At 53.5% G+C, this 19,807-nt stretch carries 9 protein-coding genes; 3 read left to right on the plus strand and 6 right to left on the minus strand.

Annotation, left to right across the window (positions count from 1 at the left end):
* Positions 1–74 precede the first annotated feature (74 nt).
* Complete coding sequence (locus KDX30_RS27875) at positions 75–521, minus strand: response regulator (protein ID WP_027899830.1); 447 nt, start codon at positions 519–521, stop codon at positions 75–77.
* Positions 522–773: 252 nt separating this feature from the next.
* Here KDX30_RS27875 and KDX30_RS27880 point away from each other — a divergent pair, with 252 nt between their 5' ends.
* Positions 774–2,708 carry a DUF294 nucleotidyltransferase-like domain-containing protein gene (locus tag KDX30_RS27880; protein WP_231678090.1) on the plus strand — a complete coding sequence of 645 codons (1,935 nt, stop codon included), beginning with the start codon at positions 774–776 and terminating at the stop codon, positions 2,706–2,708.
* A 14-nt stretch (positions 2,709–2,722) separates the two neighbouring features.
* Positions 2,723–3,436, plus strand: a complete 714-nt coding sequence (locus tag KDX30_RS27885; protein ID WP_231678096.1) for a 3'-5' exonuclease — start codon at positions 2,723–2,725, stop codon at positions 3,434–3,436.
* A 1,122-nt stretch (positions 3,437–4,558) separates the two neighbouring features.
* On the opposite strand, the gene KDX30_RS27890 is transcribed toward KDX30_RS27885, so the two are convergent.
* From KDX30_RS27890 to gbcA, 4 genes are all read right to left on the minus strand, one after another.
* Positions 4,559–11,638, minus strand: a complete 7,080-nt coding sequence (locus KDX30_RS27890) for a PI-PLC domain-containing protein (RefSeq protein ID WP_231678091.1) — start codon at positions 11,636–11,638, stop codon at positions 4,559–4,561.
* A gap of 349 nt (positions 11,639–11,987) precedes the next feature.
* Positions 11,988–13,673 carry an ATP-binding cassette domain-containing protein gene (locus tag KDX30_RS27895; RefSeq protein WP_231678092.1) on the minus strand — a complete coding sequence of 562 codons (1,686 nt, stop codon included), beginning with the start codon at positions 13,671–13,673 and terminating at the stop codon, positions 11,988–11,990.
* A 14-nt stretch (positions 13,674–13,687) separates the two neighbouring features.
* The gene (locus tag KDX30_RS27900; RefSeq protein WP_231678093.1) at positions 13,688–14,872 is read right to left on the minus strand and encodes a YcaO-like family protein; all 1,185 of its coding nucleotides are present in this window, start codon (positions 14,870–14,872) and stop codon (positions 13,688–13,690) included.
* 868 nt (positions 14,873–15,740) lie between these two features.
* Positions 15,741–17,039, minus strand: coding sequence for a glycine-betaine demethylase subunit GbcA (gene gbcA, locus KDX30_RS27905; protein ID WP_027899826.1), 1,299 nt, complete (start codon positions 17,037–17,039; stop codon positions 15,741–15,743).
* A gap of 319 nt (positions 17,040–17,358) precedes the next feature.
* Between gbcA and gbcB the strand changes: the two genes are divergently transcribed.
* On the plus strand, positions 17,359–18,459 hold the full coding sequence (gene gbcB / locus KDX30_RS27910; protein ID WP_231678094.1) for a glycine-betaine demethylase subunit GbcB: 1,101 nt from the start codon (positions 17,359–17,361) through the stop codon (positions 18,457–18,459).
* Positions 18,460–18,581: 122 nt separating this feature from the next.
* Here gbcB and KDX30_RS27915 read toward each other — a convergent pair whose 3' ends face one another.
* Positions 18,582–19,289: a hypothetical protein gene (locus KDX30_RS27915; RefSeq protein ID WP_231678095.1), complete on the minus strand. Its 708-nt coding sequence runs from the start codon at positions 19,287–19,289 to the stop codon at positions 18,582–18,584.
* Positions 19,290–19,807 lie beyond the last annotated feature (518 nt).

Raw genomic sequence — 19,807 nt, forward strand, 5'->3', positions numbered from 1 at the left:
CGATAAGGCTGGACGTGATCTGAAGTGAACCGCGTCCAGCCTTATCGCGAGCAAGCTCGGCTCCCACATAACCCTCACTCCATCCCCAACTCTCTCTTCACCAGCTTCACCAACTGCTTGGTGTTGATGGGCTTGAGCAGGAAGTCCAGCACGCTCAGGTGCATGGCATCGATCGCATCACGCACGTTGGCGTCACCGGACACAATGATGATCGGCAACGAAGCACGCTCGGAATCGCGGACCTGACGAATCAGGTCAAGGCCGTTACACGGAGCCATCCGCAGGTCGGTAATCAGCAGAGCGATGCTGTCACGGGTGCGAAGCAACTCCATGGCGCTGTTACCGCCAGCCGCCGTCAGACAACTTATGTCGTTGAGGCTGAGGATTTCGGCCAGCAGTTCGCGCGCGTCCCGGTCATCGTCCACGATCAGCACCCGTTGCTCCGAACTGGACGGCGGCGCGAGCATCACCTCATGCAGAGCTTCGCGCTCTTCATCGCTCAAAATATCGTAATCCAGCATAACCGCCTCATTCCTTTGCACTGACTGACAAAAACACCGGGCTCTGCCCGGAGATATCTGTGTGCTTTTTTGCTGGCGCCCTTGCATTCGAACAAGGGCCGTCCCAAGCATCGTACAACTCTGTACAGGTGCTTTTTACACCATGAAGGTAAGAGTCAGAAATCTTTTTGTTGTCGTAAGACTTACGTCCAATGGGCACTACCCCTCAAGCGGCCGACCATAGCCTTCAATAAAAACAAAGCGGTGCTGGTCATGAGTCGAGCCGATGCATTCACCCAGGCCGGGAAAACAGCGGTGTTGCAGAACATTCACGGCACCATGCAATTCCTGCAAAAATTCCCGCCATTCGACCATATGGAAAATGCGCACCTCGCGTATCTGGTCGAACAATGCCAACTGCGTTTTTACGCCGCCAACGAGAGCATCATCAAGCCGAGCGATGGCCCAGTAGAGCATTTCTACATCGTCAAACAAGGGCGAGTGGTCGGCGAGCGTCCTCACACAGCAAAAGGCGGCACTGAAACCACCTTCGAAATCACCACCGGCGAATGCTTTCCGCTGGCCGCTCTGCTGGGAGAAAGGGCTACCCGCACCGAGCATCTGGCCGCTGAAGACACCTTCTGCCTGCAGCTGAACAAGCAGGCGTTCATCAAGCTGTTCGCGTTATCCACAACCTTCCGAGACTTCGCCTTGCGGGGCGTCAGCAGCCTGCTGGATCAGGTTAATCAGCAGGTCCAGCAACGCGCCGTTGAAACCCTCGGCACCCAATACTCCCTCAATACCCGGCTTGGCGAGCTGGCCATGCGTCATCCCGTGATGTGTACGCCTGATACGCCAATGCGTGAAGCTGTGAAGCTGATGCACGAGCAACAGGTTGGCAGCATCGTGATCATAGACCAGCATCAGGCACCGCTAGGGATTTTCACGTTGCGTGACCTGCGTGAGGCCGTGGCCGACATCAATGTCGACTTCAGCCAGCCGATCCAGAGCCGCATGATTCAGGCGCCCTTCCATCTCAGCCCTGACGCCAGCGCCTTTGATGCGGCCATCGCCATGACCAGCCGACACATTGCGCATGTCTGCCTGGTCAGAGACGGTCGCTTGTGCGGCGTGGTATCAGAACGAGACCTGTTCTCGCTGCAACGGGTCGATCTGGTTCATCTGGCTCGGACCATTCGCACGGCACCGCGCATCGACAGCCTGTGCAACCTGCGCGGCGATATCGTGCAATTGGTGGATCGCATGCTGGCCCACGGCGCATCCTCGACCCAGATCACCCAGATCATCACCCTGCTCAACGACCACACCGTGTGCCGCGTGATTGAGCTGACCGTGCAGGAAAGAGGCGACCCTGGCATTCCCTTCAGCTGGCTTTGTTTCGGCAGCGAAGGTCGTCGCGAGCAAACCCTGCACACCGATCAAGACAACGGCATCCTGTTCGATGCCAAGGACGCCGCTGAAGCGGAGCATATTCGCGGTCTGCTGCTCCCGATTGCCGAGCGCATCAATCAGAACCTGGCGCAATGCGGCTTCACGCTGTGCAAAGGCAACATCATGGCGAGCAACCCGGAACTGTGCCTTTCCCGAGCTGAATGGTCTCGACGCTTTGCCGCGTTCATCCGCGACGCAACGCCGGAGAACCTGCTCAACTCCAGTATCTATTTCGATCTGCGGGTAGTCTGGGGCGAAGAAAGCGGCGGCGAGCAGTTGCGTCAGCAGATCCTCGATCAGGTCGCCGACAACCGTCTGTTCCAGCGCATGCTGGCAGAGAACGCACTGCGCCAGCGTCCACCCGTGGGACGCTTCAAAGACTTCGTCCTGGCCCGTAAAGGCAGCGACAAGGACACCCTGGACCTCAAGACCCAGGGCCTGACGCCGTTCGTCGATGGCGCGCGCGTGCTGGCGTTGGCCAATGGCATTGGCGTCAACAACACCCTGGAGCGCCTGCGCCAGCTGGTTGCACGCGAAGTCATCGACGCCCAGGACGGCGCCGCCTATGAGGAGGCCTACCACTTCATTCAACAAACCCGCATGCAGCAGCATCAATTGCAAAGCAGACAGAACCTGCCATGGTCCAACCGTATCGATCCAGACACCCTCAACCATCTGGACCGGCGGATCCTGCGTGAATCATTGCGCCAGGCCCAGCGCCTGCAAACCAGTCTGACGCTGCGTTATCAACTATGAGTCTGTTTACCAGCATGAACCTGTTCCAATGGCTACGCCCCCGGCCACCAAAACCGTCGCTGGAAAAACGTGATCAACAGCGTCTGGCGAACCTTGCTTCGGCAGCCCCCCTTAGCGAACACCCGCTGCGGCAGCAACGCTGGGTCGTGGTCGATCTGGAAACCAGCGGCCTGAACATGAACCGTGATCAGGTGCTATCCATCGGTGCAGTGGTCATCGAGGACGGGGCCATTGACCTGAGTCAGCAGTTCGAACGAACGCTGCTGTGTCCCAACCATAAAGTCAGCCCCGCCGTGTTGATTCACGGCCTGGCACCCAGCGCGATTGCGGCGGGTAGTGAGCCTGTGCAGGCCCTACTGGATTTCATGGAGTTTGTCGGCGAAAGCCCGCTGCTGGCATTTCATGCGCCTTTTGATCAGCACATGCTCAGCCGGGCTCTGAAAGACAACCTGGACTATCGCCTTGAACATCACTTTCTCGATGTAGCTGAAATCGCGCCTATGCTTTTTCCACAGGCTGGTTTTCGTAAAGCCGGGCTTGATGACTGGACACAATTCTTCGGACTGCATGCTGAAGAGCGCCACCACGCCAGCGCCGATGCATTGGTGACGGCAGAGCTAGCGCTGATCCTGTTCAGCCACGCCCGCCGCCAGGAAATCGACAGCCCCGCCCGCCTCGACCAGAGCCTGAGCCAATGGCGTCGGCGGCAGCAGAGTCATTCTTTCTAAAGCCACTGAGCAGAACGGTAGGAGCGAACTTGTTCGCGAGCATCTTTATAGACGATGAAAACCTATAGGCTGGTCGATCTCCTCGCGAACAAGTTCGCTCCTACCGAGGTTATTCAAGCCTGTGAGCATCAAGCCCTGAGCCAGTGGCGTCCGTCTAAAGCCACTGAGCAGGACGGTAGGAGCGAACTTGTTCGCGAGCGCTTTTACAGACGATGAATATCTATAGCCTGCGCCAGCTCCTCGCGAACAAGTTCGCTCCTACCAGAGATATTCAAACCTGTGAGCGTCAGGCCCGTCCGCCTCGATCAGAGCCTGAGCCAATGGCGTCGACGGGCTCAGGTGATTCGTTGGAGCGAGGCTTGCCCGCGAATACAGGCGCCCCGTTTTATCAGGTCTACCGCGTCATCGTTCTTCGCGGGCAAGCCTCGCTCCAACAGGGTATCGCGTGGTGCGAGATGTAGAAGTTGTGCACATTGGCTGTTAGCGGGTCTGTGGATAAGTTGTTCGCTGATCCCTGCACCCCATGCTGGCCGCGCCTTACAGCTCACTGATCGAAAAACAACCAGCATAACCTACGGTTTTTATTGGTTTTCCATTGTGGATAAAGCATCCGCTGGATAATTAGATCATCCACAACTACCCACAAAGTCTGTTGGCGCTTCTGTGGACAAGTTGTTCGCTTACCTCTGGAGGCCACGTATATAAAGGCCTGAAAGAAAACGATCAAAAAACGACCAACCTCAACAAAAAAGCTTAAACCCCCTCCTGTCAACCTTGAAAGACAAGGCTTTCAAAGGTTTTCCACAGATACGACGCCCCTGACTCAAAGTTGCCCCCAAACTCTGTTGGCGCATCTGTGGATAAGGTGTTCGCGATCAGCTACAGACCGCATACAACGTGGCCTAGAGAGATTCGATCAATTATTGATCAATATCTACCAAGAAAGGTACTTTTGAATAAGTCACGGTTTTTATTGGTTTTTTACAGGACGAATAACTGACTTCCCCACAATTGCTGTGGGTGGTCTTGTGGATAAGTTGTTTGCTGAAGCTGGCAGAGGGCGGCGGGGTTGGGCCAAAGTGGTGTTGGTCGACTTTTGATCAACACCACTCGTTACGCCCTCTATTCACCGCAATCAAAAACGTGCCCGTCCGGCCAGAAATAAAGGTATGAAATCTTACCTTCTAATTTGTGCCCTCGGCATCTGCGAACCTTGACGTACTCATTTTCAAAACTGCTTTCAAAATTGTTGATGGTCAGCGGCATCAAAATGTCTTTCTTTACCCGTACTTCTGCGAGCCCCTGCTTATATTCGCCATGAGGGTGACCGACCACGGAAAAGTAGGAGCCAGCCTTTGCCTGCACGATGACGGCGGAATCAATTTCGTCGTTGTCGCACCCATAGCTGTTGTTGCCATGGCCAGCCCTCACGTTCTGCCTGGTGAACGGAACCGTACAGACGATATTTTGCTTGCCGTTCACTTCTTCATAAAACACCACCTGAGCATCCGCAAAATCTTCGGTATCCGGCGTGCTGCTGATCTTTATCCGGGAGATTTTCCCGTCGAGGCCATTATTGCGGAAGGCCAGTTTTCGGTACCAGAAATTATCTTCAGAACCCTCCAGTGAATTGATCCTGACGCGTTGCCGCAAGGGCACCGACTGCTTCACATCAATAATGGTGAAGTCATCCTGACGGTCTGCGCTTGGGCTGTCATACAACTCAATGCGGGTCCCGGCGCTGATACCGTTCAGTTCCATGGACCTGATTTCGTCCTCTTCGCAACCACGTGTAGCAAGTCTCAAGTCGTAGTGCACACCACTTCCTGGGGCGCTTTGACCGCCGGGCAAGACGCATACCGTATCCCGGGCTCGGTCGACGTCATTACCTTCATAGAAGTAGAACCCTCCTTGGGTCATCGCTGCGACATAGGGAAATGCATCGCCCACCTGATTGAAGTCGATGGCCAGAAAATTGGGATTTCTCCCACCACTTGGCTGGCCGCAAAAGTACTCAACGCGCCGTTGCAACCGGGTGAGGTTGTTATCTACATCTCCGGCATCGGCCGTGCTGCCACCCCATGAGTGAAATTGATTGAGCACAAATGTGCGATTGAAAGTGCCGTATACCTTGCGCAATGAAAGCGCGAGGTGGTTGTATCGGCTTTTGCATTCCCAGTTATGGGTAACCGCCGTATCCCCAAGATTGTAGGTATTTTCAACCTGAGTATCCCGGGCCTGTAAAATGGAGACAGTTTTATCTCCCGTCGTATAAGTACCCCAGCTATCGCCATCGCCAAACATGACAAGTCTCTTATTAGTATCAATCATTTGCTGCAGAGTGGGCCATAGTCCATTGACTGGTGGCAAGACACTGTAAGTAGCGAGCTCAGGAAATTGGTCAAGCACTTTTTTCAGCTCAGCGCGAGGGACAGTAGATTCAAACGTTACTGTAATAATAGCGTCTCTGTTCTTTTTTAGCAGATCTAAAAACACCACAAAAGCGTCCTTTAAAAGCGGATCGATTTCATGACAATAAGAAATAAGGACTAAATGACAGACCCTGACATGTCCAGGGTCCGAGACGCCAACCCCCTGCATATGTATATCCATCATAAAGGCACGAACGCCTCGATTGAAAGAATCACGCAACGTCTGAGCCATTCCCCTGTCGCCGATAAAGGCATTGTGCGCAGTCACCCAGCTGTATTCATCAAACGGTTTGGAGAAATCATTAACACCTGCTGCTGTCCACCGCGAGGTATCAATATGCTCCCAGTTGGCATCGCTGCTGGCACTGTTCGGGTAATAGGCGCTGTGATCATATGGCCAACCCGTAATCCTTGAAATGAAATACAAATTCCGCTCACGGTACCAATGGATTGCTCCCGGCCATGTTGGCTCCTCCCAGACTTTCGGGTCTTGCCGGGTCCCGGCATGCGTGCCCATATAATCCCAGACCTCATTACTTTCCCCACCACCGGGGTAATTACCGAGGTTGACCGGGTATCCCTCTTTCTTAGCCTTGAAGAAGGATGTCTCATCCCCGTACCTGTAGCGATGGAAGTCACCTATATACGTATATTCCGCCCACTCTTTTGGATCATCGTTAGTGCCACGATGTATCGAGTAGTACTGCCAGTTCTCATTGTCGACTTCAGAGACTGGATAGTATCGGTTATGGCTCGACGGGCGCCCCTCGTATTTGGCCCTGAACAAAAAACGCTTACCTCTGTTGATGTACTCATTCACATCCCCTGCCAAGGAATAGTCATACCACCCGTTGGGAATATTAACAGTACCGTCTCCCTGGCGAGTGAAGTGCCACCATTCATTATCAGCACCGACAGCGGGAAAGCTTTTCTCCGGCACATTATCAGGCCGGCCGGGCGGATCGGCTTGCCCCTGAAACCTGGAGGCGAACAACACTTGCTGATTGGAGACAATCCCACGATGGTACAAACCTGGCTCGGTAACATCATTGTATCTTTTGGGATTTTCGATGGTGCCGTTAGTATGAATATACCCTGAATAAACCCAGTTTTCGTCATCCTTCAACTCGGCGGGGTATATCCAGCTATTATTGGCAGGGACTCCAGCGCGTTTAGGGCTATAGAAAGCACGAACACCGGACCTGCTTGCATAGTTAAACGCACTCGGCCATGTGACTTCCTCCCACTCTTTAGGATCCTCTTTAGTCCCTGCATGTTTCGATGTACCAAAAAACTCCCAGTTCTCATTGTTCGTTTGCCCCACAGGTAATGGCCACCTCGCTAGCGGGATGCCATCATTTTTTGCGGTGTAGTATCGGGCACCTATAGGATCTCTGCTGCTAACGACTATTACACCAGGCCAAACGGGCTCGGGCCCAACATCTTTCGGATCTTCCACGGTACCTGCATGGGTGCCAGTCGCGACATACTTCCAATGCTGGTCGCTGAGCTCGCCATCGGGATACCCCCATCCATTCGTCTGCCCACTGCCGACAAATTGAGCCTCGAAATACCGAATGCTGGTGGCAAGTTTGACTTGATGGATTGCACCCCGCCACGTGACCTCACTCCATTGATGAGGGTCCGCGAAAGTACCGGCGTGCTCAGTAGTTCCAATATAAGCCCACCAATCATTACTGCTTTCGTCGGTGGGGTAATACCAGTTATGGTCCGAAGGAGTCCCGGTCACTTTTGGGGTGAAATACAGGATGGTGCGACCGATATCGTAGTTATGGATGCGTCCGGGCCATGTGTATTCGGTCCATGTTTTTGGTAACGCGAAGGTGCCCTTATTCATGTTCCAGCCGAGAAAGCGCCACGAGGTATTGTCGCTAGGCGAAAACGGAGGTTCGCCGAGATCAACCATTTCCCCGCCTTTTTTAGCCTCAAATAGAGAGTGCGGCACCCTCCCCCAATGAATTGCCCCCACCCACGTTGGCTGATCGAGAAATTTGGGGCTGTCCAGTGTCCCCTGATAAAGCGAATAACCAAGCGAATCGAACAGCTCGGCGTCCTGATAACCGTCCGGATGTTCCGATCCACGCCCCCAGAACTTAGCCCTGAAGAACGATCGCCCCAAGGACCAACCTCCATCTATCCATACATAACGCTTCTGGACGTGAATAGCCTCAGGCCACGTCGCGTCACTCAAGTTTTTAGGGTCGTTCCAAGTCCCCGCTATGACGCCCATGTCGGGATACTCCCACTGGGCATCGCCATCTGAAGATGTAGGGTATTTCCAGCCGGATTCAGGCGGCACGCCGCTGACTTTCGACTTCACGTAATAAGTCTGACCATCCCGCGCAAACCGATGTACCGCCTCTGGCCAGGTCATTTCATGAGAATCTTTGGGCGCGAGCACTGTGCCAGGCTGTGAGCTTTTCCCTACGAAGGTCCAATCATCATTACTACTCCCTAACGTTGTCGGGAATGGATGGGTGGCGTTGGCAACCCCGGTGAACCTGGCCTGATAGTAAATATCAGTCTCGGTGCGGGTCAGCTTGTGAACATTGCCCGGCCACGTCAGAGCGGGACCGGTATGTGGATCATCCAGCGTACCGGCATTGCTGTTGCTTCCGAGATACTCCCACGCGACAGTACTGCCTTCGCCCTCAGGCAGTGGATAACTGCCACCAATCACCTCAAGATTGCCGGAAAGCAATTTGTTGCGGTAATACGTTCTTGTCTGCCCGTCCTGATGCATATGGATAGCGCCTACCCAGGACACTTCTCGCTGGTCTTTAGGGTTGATGAGGCTACCGCTGTGACGTGATTCGCCTGCAATACTCCAGTAGGCGTTGCTGCCAGTTTCAGGATAGGGCCAGTCATGCTCGGCGGGCAGACCGTCCACATTCGAAGTCAGATAAACCCGTTTGCCATCTATCTGCACAGCGTGTATCAGCCCGGGCCAGGTGAAATCATTGGCTCCTTTCGGATCGCCCCACGTGCCTTGTCGTAAGTTTTTCCCGAGGTATTCCCAGTACTCATTGCTGGCTTCTGCGTCTGGATACGCCCAGCCATTTTCTTCGGGCTGGCCATTTACGAGTGATCGGAAATAGAGCGGCTCACCCTCGACAGTACCGGTATGAATGAGCCCAACGGCGGTGACCTCATTGAAGACTTTCGGGTCTGCAAATGTGCCTTTGTGAAAGACCATACCCACCAAGTCCCAATAGGCGTCAGCGGAAGCACTTGGATCAGGCCACTGATCTTCGGCCGGGTTGCCAAACTGTTTGGCCAGATAAAGCGTGTCCTGACCTAAAAACCGGTTTGTATGGACAGCCTCAGGCCAGGTCGTACCGTGCATGTTTTTGGGATCGACATAAGTCCCCGCCTGGTCAGTTGTAAATTCAAAGCCCCAAAATGCATTGCTGGCAAGGGTTTCCGGGTAAGGCGTTTCCGCACTTGGCACCCCGTCAAACTTCGACTTCAGGAACGTTAGCTTGCCTTCAATGGTGGTCTGATGAACCGCGTCTGGCCATGTGGGTTCGTTGAACGATTTGGGATCGGTAAACGTCCCGGCGTGCTCGCCCACATATTCATAAAACTGGTTGGACTCAGTCCCCGAGGGGTATACCGCGCCGACCTCTTTTGCAAAGCCGCTGAATGTAGAGCGGTAGAGTTTTTGACGCAGCAGACCACGCTGATCGGCAAAGATAGCCCCCGGGGTACTCAGCATGTTGCGCTCACGGGGAGCGTCGACAGTGCCGCTGTTTGCCAGCGAGGTGACGAAGTCCCACTGCTCGTTACTCTCCTCACCGACCGGGTATACCCAGCCTTCGGGTCCAGGCTCACCAGCCTGAAGTGCCGCGAAAACTATCTGCTGGGCTTCGTCAAGATGCAGCGCCCCCGGCCAGGTCATTTCGTCATGACCTTTGAAGTCGTCCACCGTCCCTGCATGTTTGAACACGCCGAGGAATTCCCAATGTTCGGTACTAGCCAGCGTCACCGGATAAGGAGTGGCCTCGGTCGGCCAGCCCGTGATGCGCGAACGGACCAGCGCCCGCTGCCCGGCGATCGCGGCCTCATGGAAAGCACCGACCCGAGTGATGTCATCAAAGGGTTTCAGATCCGTCATCAGCCCTGCGTGGCGACCGGCAAACTCCCAGTTAGGATCTGCCAGGCCCACCGTGGCAAAGCTGTCGATATCGTCGGCGGGGTAGCCTTCGATGTGCGAAATGTAATAGTTTTTTAGATGATTGCCGTGGTTATCCACATAAACCGAGCCGGGCTGGCCGTAATCGGTGAAGTGCCGTGGTTCCTCGAACGTACCGGGGGCGGGAACGACCGGGATAACTTGCCAGTGCTCGTTATTGGTGGCTGTGGTGGGCAGTGGCCAGTCATGCTCCGCGGGGTTGCCCTCCTCCAGCGATCTGAAATAGACCGTTTGCCCATCAAGGGTACTGGCATGTACCGCACCCGGCCATGTCAGCTCATCATGACCTTTAGGGTCTGCAACTGTCCCGGCGTGTAGGGACACGCCCAGTAGCCGCCATTTCTCAGTATCGTCGTAATGCCACCCCGCCACATCCGCATAATACGAAACCAATGAACGGTACAGCTCATGTCCATTGCCTTGCGGATGTGAATGAATCTGGCCTGCCCAGGTATAGGTATCCTCCTGGGTTTTCGGGCTCTGCCATGTACCGGCGTGTGCCGTGATAATAACCAGCCTCCAGAAATCGTTACTATCCAGCTCGGTCGGGAAGGGGGTTTCAGCGGTAGGGGTGCCTTGAAACTGGGGAGTTGCATCCACCCATTTACCCTTTATCCGTGCCCGGTAGAAATTACTGCCACCGTAGGGCTCGCCAAACGCTTTGGGGTCTATATTCGACCCGAGATGGCGGCCGAGGTAAGTCCAGGAGGTGGTTGTTTGTGGATCATTGGGAAATACTTTGCCCATCAGGACCGGGAAACCGATGAATTTAGAACCCCAGTAGTAGTGACGCAGAGCCGTGGCAGGCTGGTGGTAATAAGAACCTGCCTGTGTGCTTCGTGCACTCCACGGCTTAGGTGCGGTAACAGGGATCCCCGAGTCCGTCCCGGCAAATTTCCAATAGCCTGCGCCTTGTTCGCTATCAGGCGCGGGCCAAGCGTCGATTAGCGGATGCCCGGTGCGCAATGCGACATAAACCGAATGGGTCGGCTCGTATTTCATGAACACACCAGGCCATGCCAGGTCCTCGATGCCTTTCATGTCGTTCTCGGTGCCAGATTTTTCGAAGAAGCCGATGAAGGCCCAAAAGTCATTGCTCTGAGAAGTGGTCGGATATGGCGTTTGCGAGCTGGGCAGGCCCTCGATTTTCGAGCGTAGCAGCGCCTTTTTACCGTCTATCTGCGCAAGGTGAAGTGCGTCAATACGGGTGGGTTCGGTGAAGGGTTTAAGGTCCGGCCCCAACCCTGAATGTTGACCCGCATAGGTCCAGGACTCACTGGATTGCGGTACGTCGGGGAAGGCAGGGTTGGGCTGCTCGGGCTGACTGTCGAAAGCTGCCACGTAAAACGCGCCTGGTTGCACGTCGGTATCAAGAAATACCGCGCCTCGCCATGCCGGTTCGTTGATCTGTCGCGGCTCTTCGAACGTTCCCGCGTGAATCTCTTCCCATACCGCCTGCGGGGCATTCTTGCCCGTTGCTGCGTTGAGCATGAGCGCCAGTAAACAACTCATAAGAATTGCAACGAGCAACGCACTCCTGTGCCATGCCTTCATTTCAGCCTCTCCTCAATTGCGTCTGCGCAAAGGAAAAATGCTCGGAATGCACACTCGAGAGTCAAGCTGATGGTAGGGCGGGGGGAATAGCGTGGGTACTGGTAGAAATGACAGTTTTTAAGACTGTTTCGGAGTGTCAAAGCGAGTGAAGATAACTTTCGGAGTGCGACGGGAGCGGTCTGGTTTTAACTCCGAGGGCAAATTCTGCGTGATCTTAGGTATTGTCGCGATCTCCTGGGACCGGCTTTAGCCGGGAAGAGGCCGTCACCGTCACTAGCAACGGCTCGTCAGAAATACCGCCTTCCCGGCTAAAGCCGGTCCCACATCAGCATTTAATCTCCCACAGGAATCAGGAGTCGGCTGAGCTAGAAACGATTTGAGCCACCAATTCTGCGATCCGCCCATCACCTTCTAACTCAGACCATGGACCATCAGCGACCACTGACCCCTGCTTTATGACAATGACTCGATTAAATTGTGGCAACGCTTCCAAATCATGAGTTACACAAATCAGCCCGCTGCTTTTGAAGTGGCAAAAAATGACATCCCATACCCGCAACCGTGTGTCTTGGTCCAGGGAGGCGGTGGGCTCGTCGAACAAATTGAAATCCCCCGGGCGGTTAATCAACCGCAACAGCGAAAGCCGCTTCGCTTCGCCCCCGGAGATGTTTTTAGCACCTTCAGAAATGTGCCGATTTTCGACCAACTCCCGCAATTCGAGGTCATCCACGACGTGAGCGAGAACCGAAGATGTCTCGCGGCCGAACAGCACGGATTGCTCAAAAGCACCTTCCAGAAACGCCGCCCCCTGTGGGCAGTAGCGAACACGGCGCAAATACCCCTCAATGTCATGAGGCTGTAGCCGCCGGTCGTTGAAGCCAAGGTGATGCCGCCGGGTCTTTACCACGCCTGCCAGTGATTCCAACAATGTCGTCTTCCCCGCTCCGCTGGGTCCGATGATCGCAACTGATTGCTCACGTTGAAAACGCATAGGCCTGTCAGTTAGCGGACTCATAACCGAAAGATTCAACATCGAAAGGCGGTCTGGGAATGGGGTTTGAAGCACCTGTAGAAGATTCTCTAACGATAAAATCTCCTGAAGTCTTTTCTTATCGACTAAAAACTGATCGAGCGTCCTGTAAGCCTCCGCTAACTGACTAAAGTTATTCAAAAACATCCCAGCAATAGAAAACACCGCAACCAGGCTACCTACGGTCAAATGCGGCGAAGCTGATAACTGATCCTGAACGCCCCAGGCCAGTAAAGCAGTCGTTGAAAGGCCCGTATAAAGAATCCTGATTGACCCGAGAACAGCGCCAGTACTGGCGACCTTCGTAGCCGCTCGCGCGTAGGCCGTGTAACTTTCGCACAGCGGCCCAAGAGCATGGTCACAGGCCTGCTCTAGTTTAACTATTTTTCCAGCATTAAGTGTCTCAAATAGCCTGGAGGAAACCAGATCTTCCTCAGTATTGACAACTAGCAAATAGGGCCTTCTCCAGTTAACCAGATAGTGGTAAAGCAGCATATATCCGATCGATATACCCAGAAGCACTATAAAGAGCGTAAACCCTCCAGCATAGGCAAATACTGCCCCGACCAAAATCAACTCAATGAAAAGTGGAAAACCTGAGGTAATGAAAAAAGTCAGTAGTTTTTCATGAGCGGTGATGCCTCGCTCCACGGCCTTAATCAATCCTCCGAGTCTAAAAGCTGAAAAAGCTTCAAACTCTTTCTCCAGGATAGCTTTGGTCCATTCAATAGATTTTTCCTTCAGCGTCGTCTGCACAAGGCTCACCAGTTGATACGTTTGCAGTGGACTGAAAACAGACTGAAAAATAATCGCTATACACAGCGCTGCAATAAGCCAAAACACACCGGAGGCGGGAACAACGCCTGGAGAAACGAGGCCATCAATAATCTTCCCCAATAAAAGCGCAGGAATGACAGCAACGCCTTTCAGAAGGACCGTTATAGCCGTTGCGCTAAGAAAAAGTCTCTTTTTTGCGAGAAAGGTATCTTTCAAGAAATTGAACATTTTACTAGGTGCCTTTAAGAAAAAGACCTATTAGCATGCAGCAAATGTTGCGGCACCACAGGAATACCGGCTCGAACCAAGTTGAAACGCTCCACACCAGGTATGTATATCTGAGTCACCACGCAACCGTTATCAAATTCAAGCAGTGTTCGACGTAATATCCGCAAGCCGGTAGCAGAAATCTGTTCAATTATATATTCAAGCTGATGCGCGACCGTTTTTTTCCCGGGAGGATCCAGCCGCCTGCATATGTATTCATTATTTCTGAGCACTTCAAGGTCGATCAGCGGCTGTAATTTCAATGACCGATGCATCAATGAATAGGCCTTGAGATCATTGTCCCTCTCTGACTCGTCGAACAACTCCAACGCCTGAAGAAGCTCGGTTGAAGCACGTTCGATCGCTACACGCGCATCTACAGAACATCCAGACCCGATGAGACATACGGGGTACCTGCCATCTGGCCTTTTCGGAATAGCCATACAGAAATAGACACCATAAATGGTATGTGTGAGCAATACTTTCATTCCGTCCACCGAAGCGCGAAGACAGTCTTGACCAAAAAATAATTCGTCCAGTAGCTCCGCACTTGGAGATTTCAGCAGTAGCTTTTCGTGCTGACCGCACAGAGACATTAGGACCTTTGAAAGTGCATGTCTCTCAACAACCTCATTAAGCCCGTGAAGTATCGCTTCATTTTTTGAGCAACCAAATGCAAGACCTGAGTTTGATGAATAGCGATTGAGATAGGAAAGCTCAGGGTGCGTCTCAATTTTATCTCCCAACTCCTTGCATGGCAGTTGAATTACAGCAGGTACTCTTACCTTGCCACCCGTGAGCATGTCATGCATTTCGACGCAGTCGATTGCAGAACGGCTTTTGGGAAGATTAGCGAGCAATCCGTCCATACTGAGCGAAGGCTGACTACGGATATCATCTATAGCGGAGGAAACCAGACCCGTAAGTAAATTATCATCCAGAGCAAAGTGCTCCAGACTTTCAGCCTGCGCACCAATTTTACAAAATATTCCTTTACCGGCACCTTCGGCTACTGTTACGCCGGTTTTGTCTATCAACTTCGATACTGCAACTGTCTTTGAGGCATTTTTGAATTCTGTCGAAAACGAGAAACCTAACGAAGATGCAGCCTGCAGGACTTTTTCCTCAGATGATATTACAGAGAAATCACGCTCAAACATTTTTCGCTCCTTGAAGTAGTGCTTGGGGGTCACCCCCCCAAGCTAGCCCGTGGGCTACACAACATTAGTCATGTGAATAAAACAGAGTCTCACTAGGCAAGAGCCCCCCTACAAACTCATCATTTTTGTTGAACGGAACAATTGCGATTTCAGAACGCTTACGACCCATTTGATGTACTCCATATATTTATGTGAACGGGAATAATTCCCTTCGTGCTCACGGCATGCGCCGCGAGTGGTGTATTGGTACCACTTCGTTCAATAACGTGCCAAGTCGTTTAATATTTTCGACGTCCGATAATGCCGTAGGAAAATTCCAGCACGTTGTAGGAATACATAAGCAACCCCATGCATAACCTCATCTATTCGTGTAGGACTTAGTGTTTAGAGAGATGCGATATCACAGAAGATGCAAATGCAGAAATTTGTCTTCCAGCGACTACATCAACGGCTTGGGCATCAGGGGGTGCGAGCGGAAAGTCGTGGCTATGCCAACGAAACTACTTGATAGTCACTCTTCAGAACGGTTTTATAAAAGGGATTAGTGACTTCTCCACAATTGCTGTGGGATTGCTCGGTGGATTAGTTATTTACTCGGGCTGGTGATATCCAGAAGGATTAGGCCTGCGGGGATTTGATCAGATGAAAAACAATCTGCGGAAGCTCTTACCAAAAGGTATATAACCACCTGATTTTGGAATGATTTTACCTGTAGGAGCGCGCTTGCCCGCGTTTGCGTCAGCACAGGCGATATATTCATCGACCGACAGACCAAATCGCGGGCAAGCGCGCTCCTACAGGTTCTCGTTTGCTTCGCGACAGAGTGGTGTCAGAGACCCCGGGGCCGCTACTACAGGGTTTCAATGCATCACTCGTGATTAACCGCCACACCCTTCAGATACGGCGCGGGCTCGGCACCCATGTTTTCAAGCATGCGGGCGCTGTACCAGTCGATGAAGTTGACCACACCGAACTCATAGGTCTTGGAGTAAGGACCTGGCTGGTAGGCGTCGGAATTGATGCCGCGCTGGTTTTCTTCAGCCAGGCGCCGATCCTGATCGTTGGTCGCGTCCCAGACTTCGCGCAAGCGAGCCACGTCGTAGTCCACACCTTCAACGGCATCTTTGTGTACCAGCCATTTGGTGCTGACCATGGTTTCCTGAGCGCTGATCGGCCACACCGTGAACACGATGATGTGATCGCCCATGCAGTGGTTCCAGGAGTGCGGCAGGTGCAGGATGCGCATCGAGCCCAGGTCCGGGTTTGTGATCCGGCCCATGAGTTTCTTGCAGCCCTGTTTGCCGTCCATGGTCATGGACACCGTGCCCTTGAGCAGCGGCATGCGCACGATACGGTTACGCAAGCCAAAAGCAGCGTGAGCGAACGGGATCTTCTCAGCCTCCCAGGCCGCAGCCGATTCGGCGACGTGATCCTTGAACGACTGGGTCGCACGCGGATCTGTTACGTCGTCCCACTCCAGCAACGTATTAAGGAGCTCTGGATGTGAACCAGTGCAGTGATAGCACTCGCGGTTGTTTTCCAGCACCAGTTTCCAGTTGGCCTTTTCCATCAAGGTGGTCTGCACCGCCACCTTGGTGTTTTCCATGTCGTACGGTTCCATGTAGTGCTTGAGGGTCTGCAGGAACTCGTCGATGGCCGGCGGGTTTTCCGCGAGGCTGATAAAGATATAGCCGCCCGCGGTTTTCACGTTGATGGGCTTGAGGCTGAAGTTCTTCATGTCGAAGTCATCGCCCATTTCACTGCCCGCGTACAACAGGCGACCGTCGAGCTCGTAGGTCCACTGGTGGTATGGGCACACCAGTTTGGCGACCTTGCCCTTCTCCTTGGTGCACAGACGCGAACCGCGATGGCGGCAAACGTTGAAGAAAGCATTGACCGCGCCATCCGGACCGCGCACCACAACCACCGGGTTTTTGCCGATCTGCAGCGTCAGGTAGTTACCCTTGGCCGGAATTTCGGCGGTCATGCCCGCGATCAGCCACTCTTTGTGGAAGATCTCCTGCATGTCGATTTCAAACAACCGCTCATCACTGTAGAAAGGCTGCGGCAGCGAATAAGTGCGTTCGCGATTCTGCAGCATCTCGGCAGTGGCCTTACGTGCCGGTTCCAGCGGATCGCCCAAGCTCAAGGTTGCGGTGACGTCCATCGTTTGAAGTCCTCATGACCATACGGTTTACGGTCGGCGAATGTGGCTAATACGGTTCTTTGTGGCGTTTGGCACGCAAGACGGCGATTGTTTTGCCGCTCATGCTTTTCGATAAACATTTAGTGGCGAGTGTGGAGTCCGGCGCAGACTTGACCTTATCCATGGGCGACATGGCCGAATCCGTTCCCGACGCGCTAATGCAGGTAATCAGGGGCTGGTCGCGATAAGTACGCCGATGTCGCTGGCAGGTAAGTGGGTGGTCTGCGCCTTACGCAGAATTCGCATCATGAGGCCGGTCGTCGGCCGTTGGAGATTCAGCATGTCCCAAAGCTTCCTGAGCCCGGTAAATACCCAGACATGGGCGAACGGCCGTCACCTGGTTCGTGTCGTCAAAGTGATCCAGGAAACCTGGGACGTGCGCACCTTCTGCTTCATGGCTGACCAGCCAATCATGTTCTTCTTCAAGCCCGGCCAGTTCGTGACCCTGGAGCTTGAAATCGAAGGCGTGCCGGTGATGCGCTCGTACACCATTTCCAGCTCGCCTTCGGTGCCTTACAGCTTCTCGGTCACCATCAAGCGCGTGCCTGGCGGCAAGGTTTCCAACTATCTGCACGACACGCTGCATGAAGGTCAGGAGCTGGCGGTCCACGGTCCGGTCGGGCTGTTTAACGCCATCGACTTCCCGAACCCGAAAATCCTCTACCTGAGTGGCGGCGTCGGCATCACGCCGGTGATGTCCATGGCGCGCTGGTTCTACGACACCAACGCCAACGTCGACATGGTGTTCGTGCACAGCGCCCGCACCCCCAAAGACATCATTTATCACCGCGAGCTGGAGCACATGGCGTCGCGGATCGATAACTTCAGCCTGCACCTGATCTGCGAGAAGCATGGTCTTGGCGAGCCTTGGGCCGGTTATCGCGGGTATCTGAATCAGAAGATGCTAGAGCTGATGGTGCCGGACTTCATGGAGCGCGAGGTGTTCTGCTGCGGCCCGACGCCTTACATGACGGCCGTCAAACGCCTGCTGGAAGCTAACGGTTTCAACATGGCGCAATACCATGAGGAATCGTTCGGCGCGACGCCTCCCGAAGCCCGTGCCGATGCTGTGGAACAAGCCGAAATCGCCGCCGAAGCGCCTGAAGTGGACGCCTCGGATCTGCATCAGGTGGAATTCACCGACACCGGCAAGAGCATTCGCGTGGCACCGGGCGAAACCGTCCACGCAGCTGCGGCCAAGCTCGGCCTGATGATCCCGAAAGCCTGCGGCATGGGTATCTGCGGGACCTGCAAGGTGATGAAGCTCAGCGGCGAAGTGGAGATGGAGCACAACGGCGGGATCACCGAAGAAGACGAAGCAGAAGGCTACATTCTGTCGTGCTGCAGCATTCCGAAGGGGGATGTGCGGATCGAGTATTAATTACCTGAGCGATTGATACAGGTAGGAGCGAACTTGTTCGCGAGGCGGTTTACCTGGCAAAGCAGGTCTGACGCCTCACCAACAAGTTGGCTTCTACAGGAAATCTATAGAGTGGGAGCCTGTCACTCGACCCCATACATCTTCATGCTTGAAGCATTGCCTGGATCGCCACTCACCGGATCGACACGGTAAGAATGTACTGTCGCCCTACCTCCATCCTCCAGGACCTTATCAAACCATGCCTTGGGTACCTTGAATGTCATCGGGACCGAACCAATTGAAATCCTGGTCTCCGAATGATTCGTGTTGTTTGGACCCATAGCACTTGCTGTAATAACGTCGCCAGCCTGAGCCCCCGGATAATCAACCAGCAGTGTCGCGCCGGAGATCGGAAGACTCGAAACAACAATGGAGTCGGCGACAGCTTCCTGTATAGCCGGAGCAGGTAACGGCTCCGGAACTGAATCAGTAACTGTATAGTGAGCGGCCTCAGATATAGCAATAACACTATTATCATCCGCCCGCAGAAAGTACTGAAAACTTACAGACCGCTTTCCACTAAAGTACGCTCTAGGCACCTTGAAGGTCAAAGAAATCGCTCTATCCGGAACGACTTGCGTTTCATCGTAGTTGTTGGGAGGCGTCAGTCCCCACGCCTGGACTCTATCCCCTGTCTTGATGCCGTCATAGGCAACGACCAAGGTAGCGCCTTCCGGCTCAAGACTCCCGAAGTCTATAGTGCTCTCACCATCAATCACCTGAGCCTCCAGCACAACGGGCGCTTTCAACTTGACCGGGGCCTTCGATTTTTCATCCTGTTTTATGCTCATTACATATCCCTCTTGAAATTGACACTTGGCCACGAAATATCACACAACGCCGCCAAAGCAAAAGGCTCATTTATGCCGACGTAGAGCGATACTAAACAGGAGGAAATACGGTGTCACTGTCATAACTAACAGGTATCTAATCTGCGCAAAAAAGTAAATAACTGCACAAAGCTATAACTTTCAACGCATTAAAAAACAGCAATGAGTTTGGCTATTTTAGTCATTCCAAAATGTTCTAGCTAACTCTGCAGAAGGGGATGTATCGGGATCGAGCACTCATTATCAGGGATGGCACGTGACCTGTGGGAGCGAATTCATTCCCACATAGACCGCGCTATTCCGTAGGACCGGCCGGGCGGCGTTCCGCTTTAGCTGGGAGGACGTCGGGACATTCGCTAAATATCCCTCGCTAGTGATACCGCCCTCCCGGCTAAAGCCGGTCCTATGTATGGACTCGCCCCTACATTCAACCTGCTTTTGAACACTGCTACCCGGTTGCATCTATGTATAAGGCCTAT

It is taken from the genome of Pseudomonas quasicaspiana (assembly GCF_021147825.1).
GTDB lineage: Bacteria > Pseudomonadota > Gammaproteobacteria > Pseudomonadales > Pseudomonadaceae > Aquipseudomonas > Aquipseudomonas quasicaspiana.

What these genes read in the sequence shown, in the direction of transcription:
- KDX30_RS27890 (WP_231678091.1), bottom strand. Translation starts at nt 11,638, where the DNA reads ATGAAGGCATGGCACAGGAGTGCGTTGCTCGTTGCAATTCTTATGAGT.
- KDX30_RS27885 (WP_231678096.1), top strand. Translation starts at nt 2,723, where the DNA reads ATGAACCTGTTCCAATGGCTACGCCCCCGGCCACCAAAACCGTCGCTG.
- gbcB (WP_231678094.1), top strand. Translation starts at nt 17,359, where the DNA reads ATGTCCCAAAGCTTCCTGAGCCCGGTAAATACCCAGACATGGGCGAAC.
- KDX30_RS27915 (WP_231678095.1), bottom strand. Translation starts at nt 19,289, where the DNA reads ATGAGCATAAAACAGGATGAAAAATCGAAGGCCCCGGTCAAGTTGAAA.
- KDX30_RS27875 (WP_027899830.1), bottom strand. Translation starts at nt 521, where the DNA reads ATGCTGGATTACGATATTTTGAGCGATGAAGAGCGCGAAGCTCTGCAT.
- KDX30_RS27895 (WP_231678092.1), bottom strand. Translation starts at nt 13,673, where the DNA reads ATGTTCAATTTCTTGAAAGATACCTTTCTCGCAAAAAAGAGACTTTTT.
- gbcA (WP_027899826.1), bottom strand. Translation starts at nt 17,039, where the DNA reads ATGGACGTCACCGCAACCTTGAGCTTGGGCGATCCGCTGGAACCGGCA.
- KDX30_RS27880 (WP_231678090.1), top strand. Translation starts at nt 774, where the DNA reads ATGAGTCGAGCCGATGCATTCACCCAGGCCGGGAAAACAGCGGTGTTG.
- KDX30_RS27900 (WP_231678093.1), bottom strand. Translation starts at nt 14,872, where the DNA reads ATGTTTGAGCGTGATTTCTCTGTAATATCATCTGAGGAAAAAGTCCTG.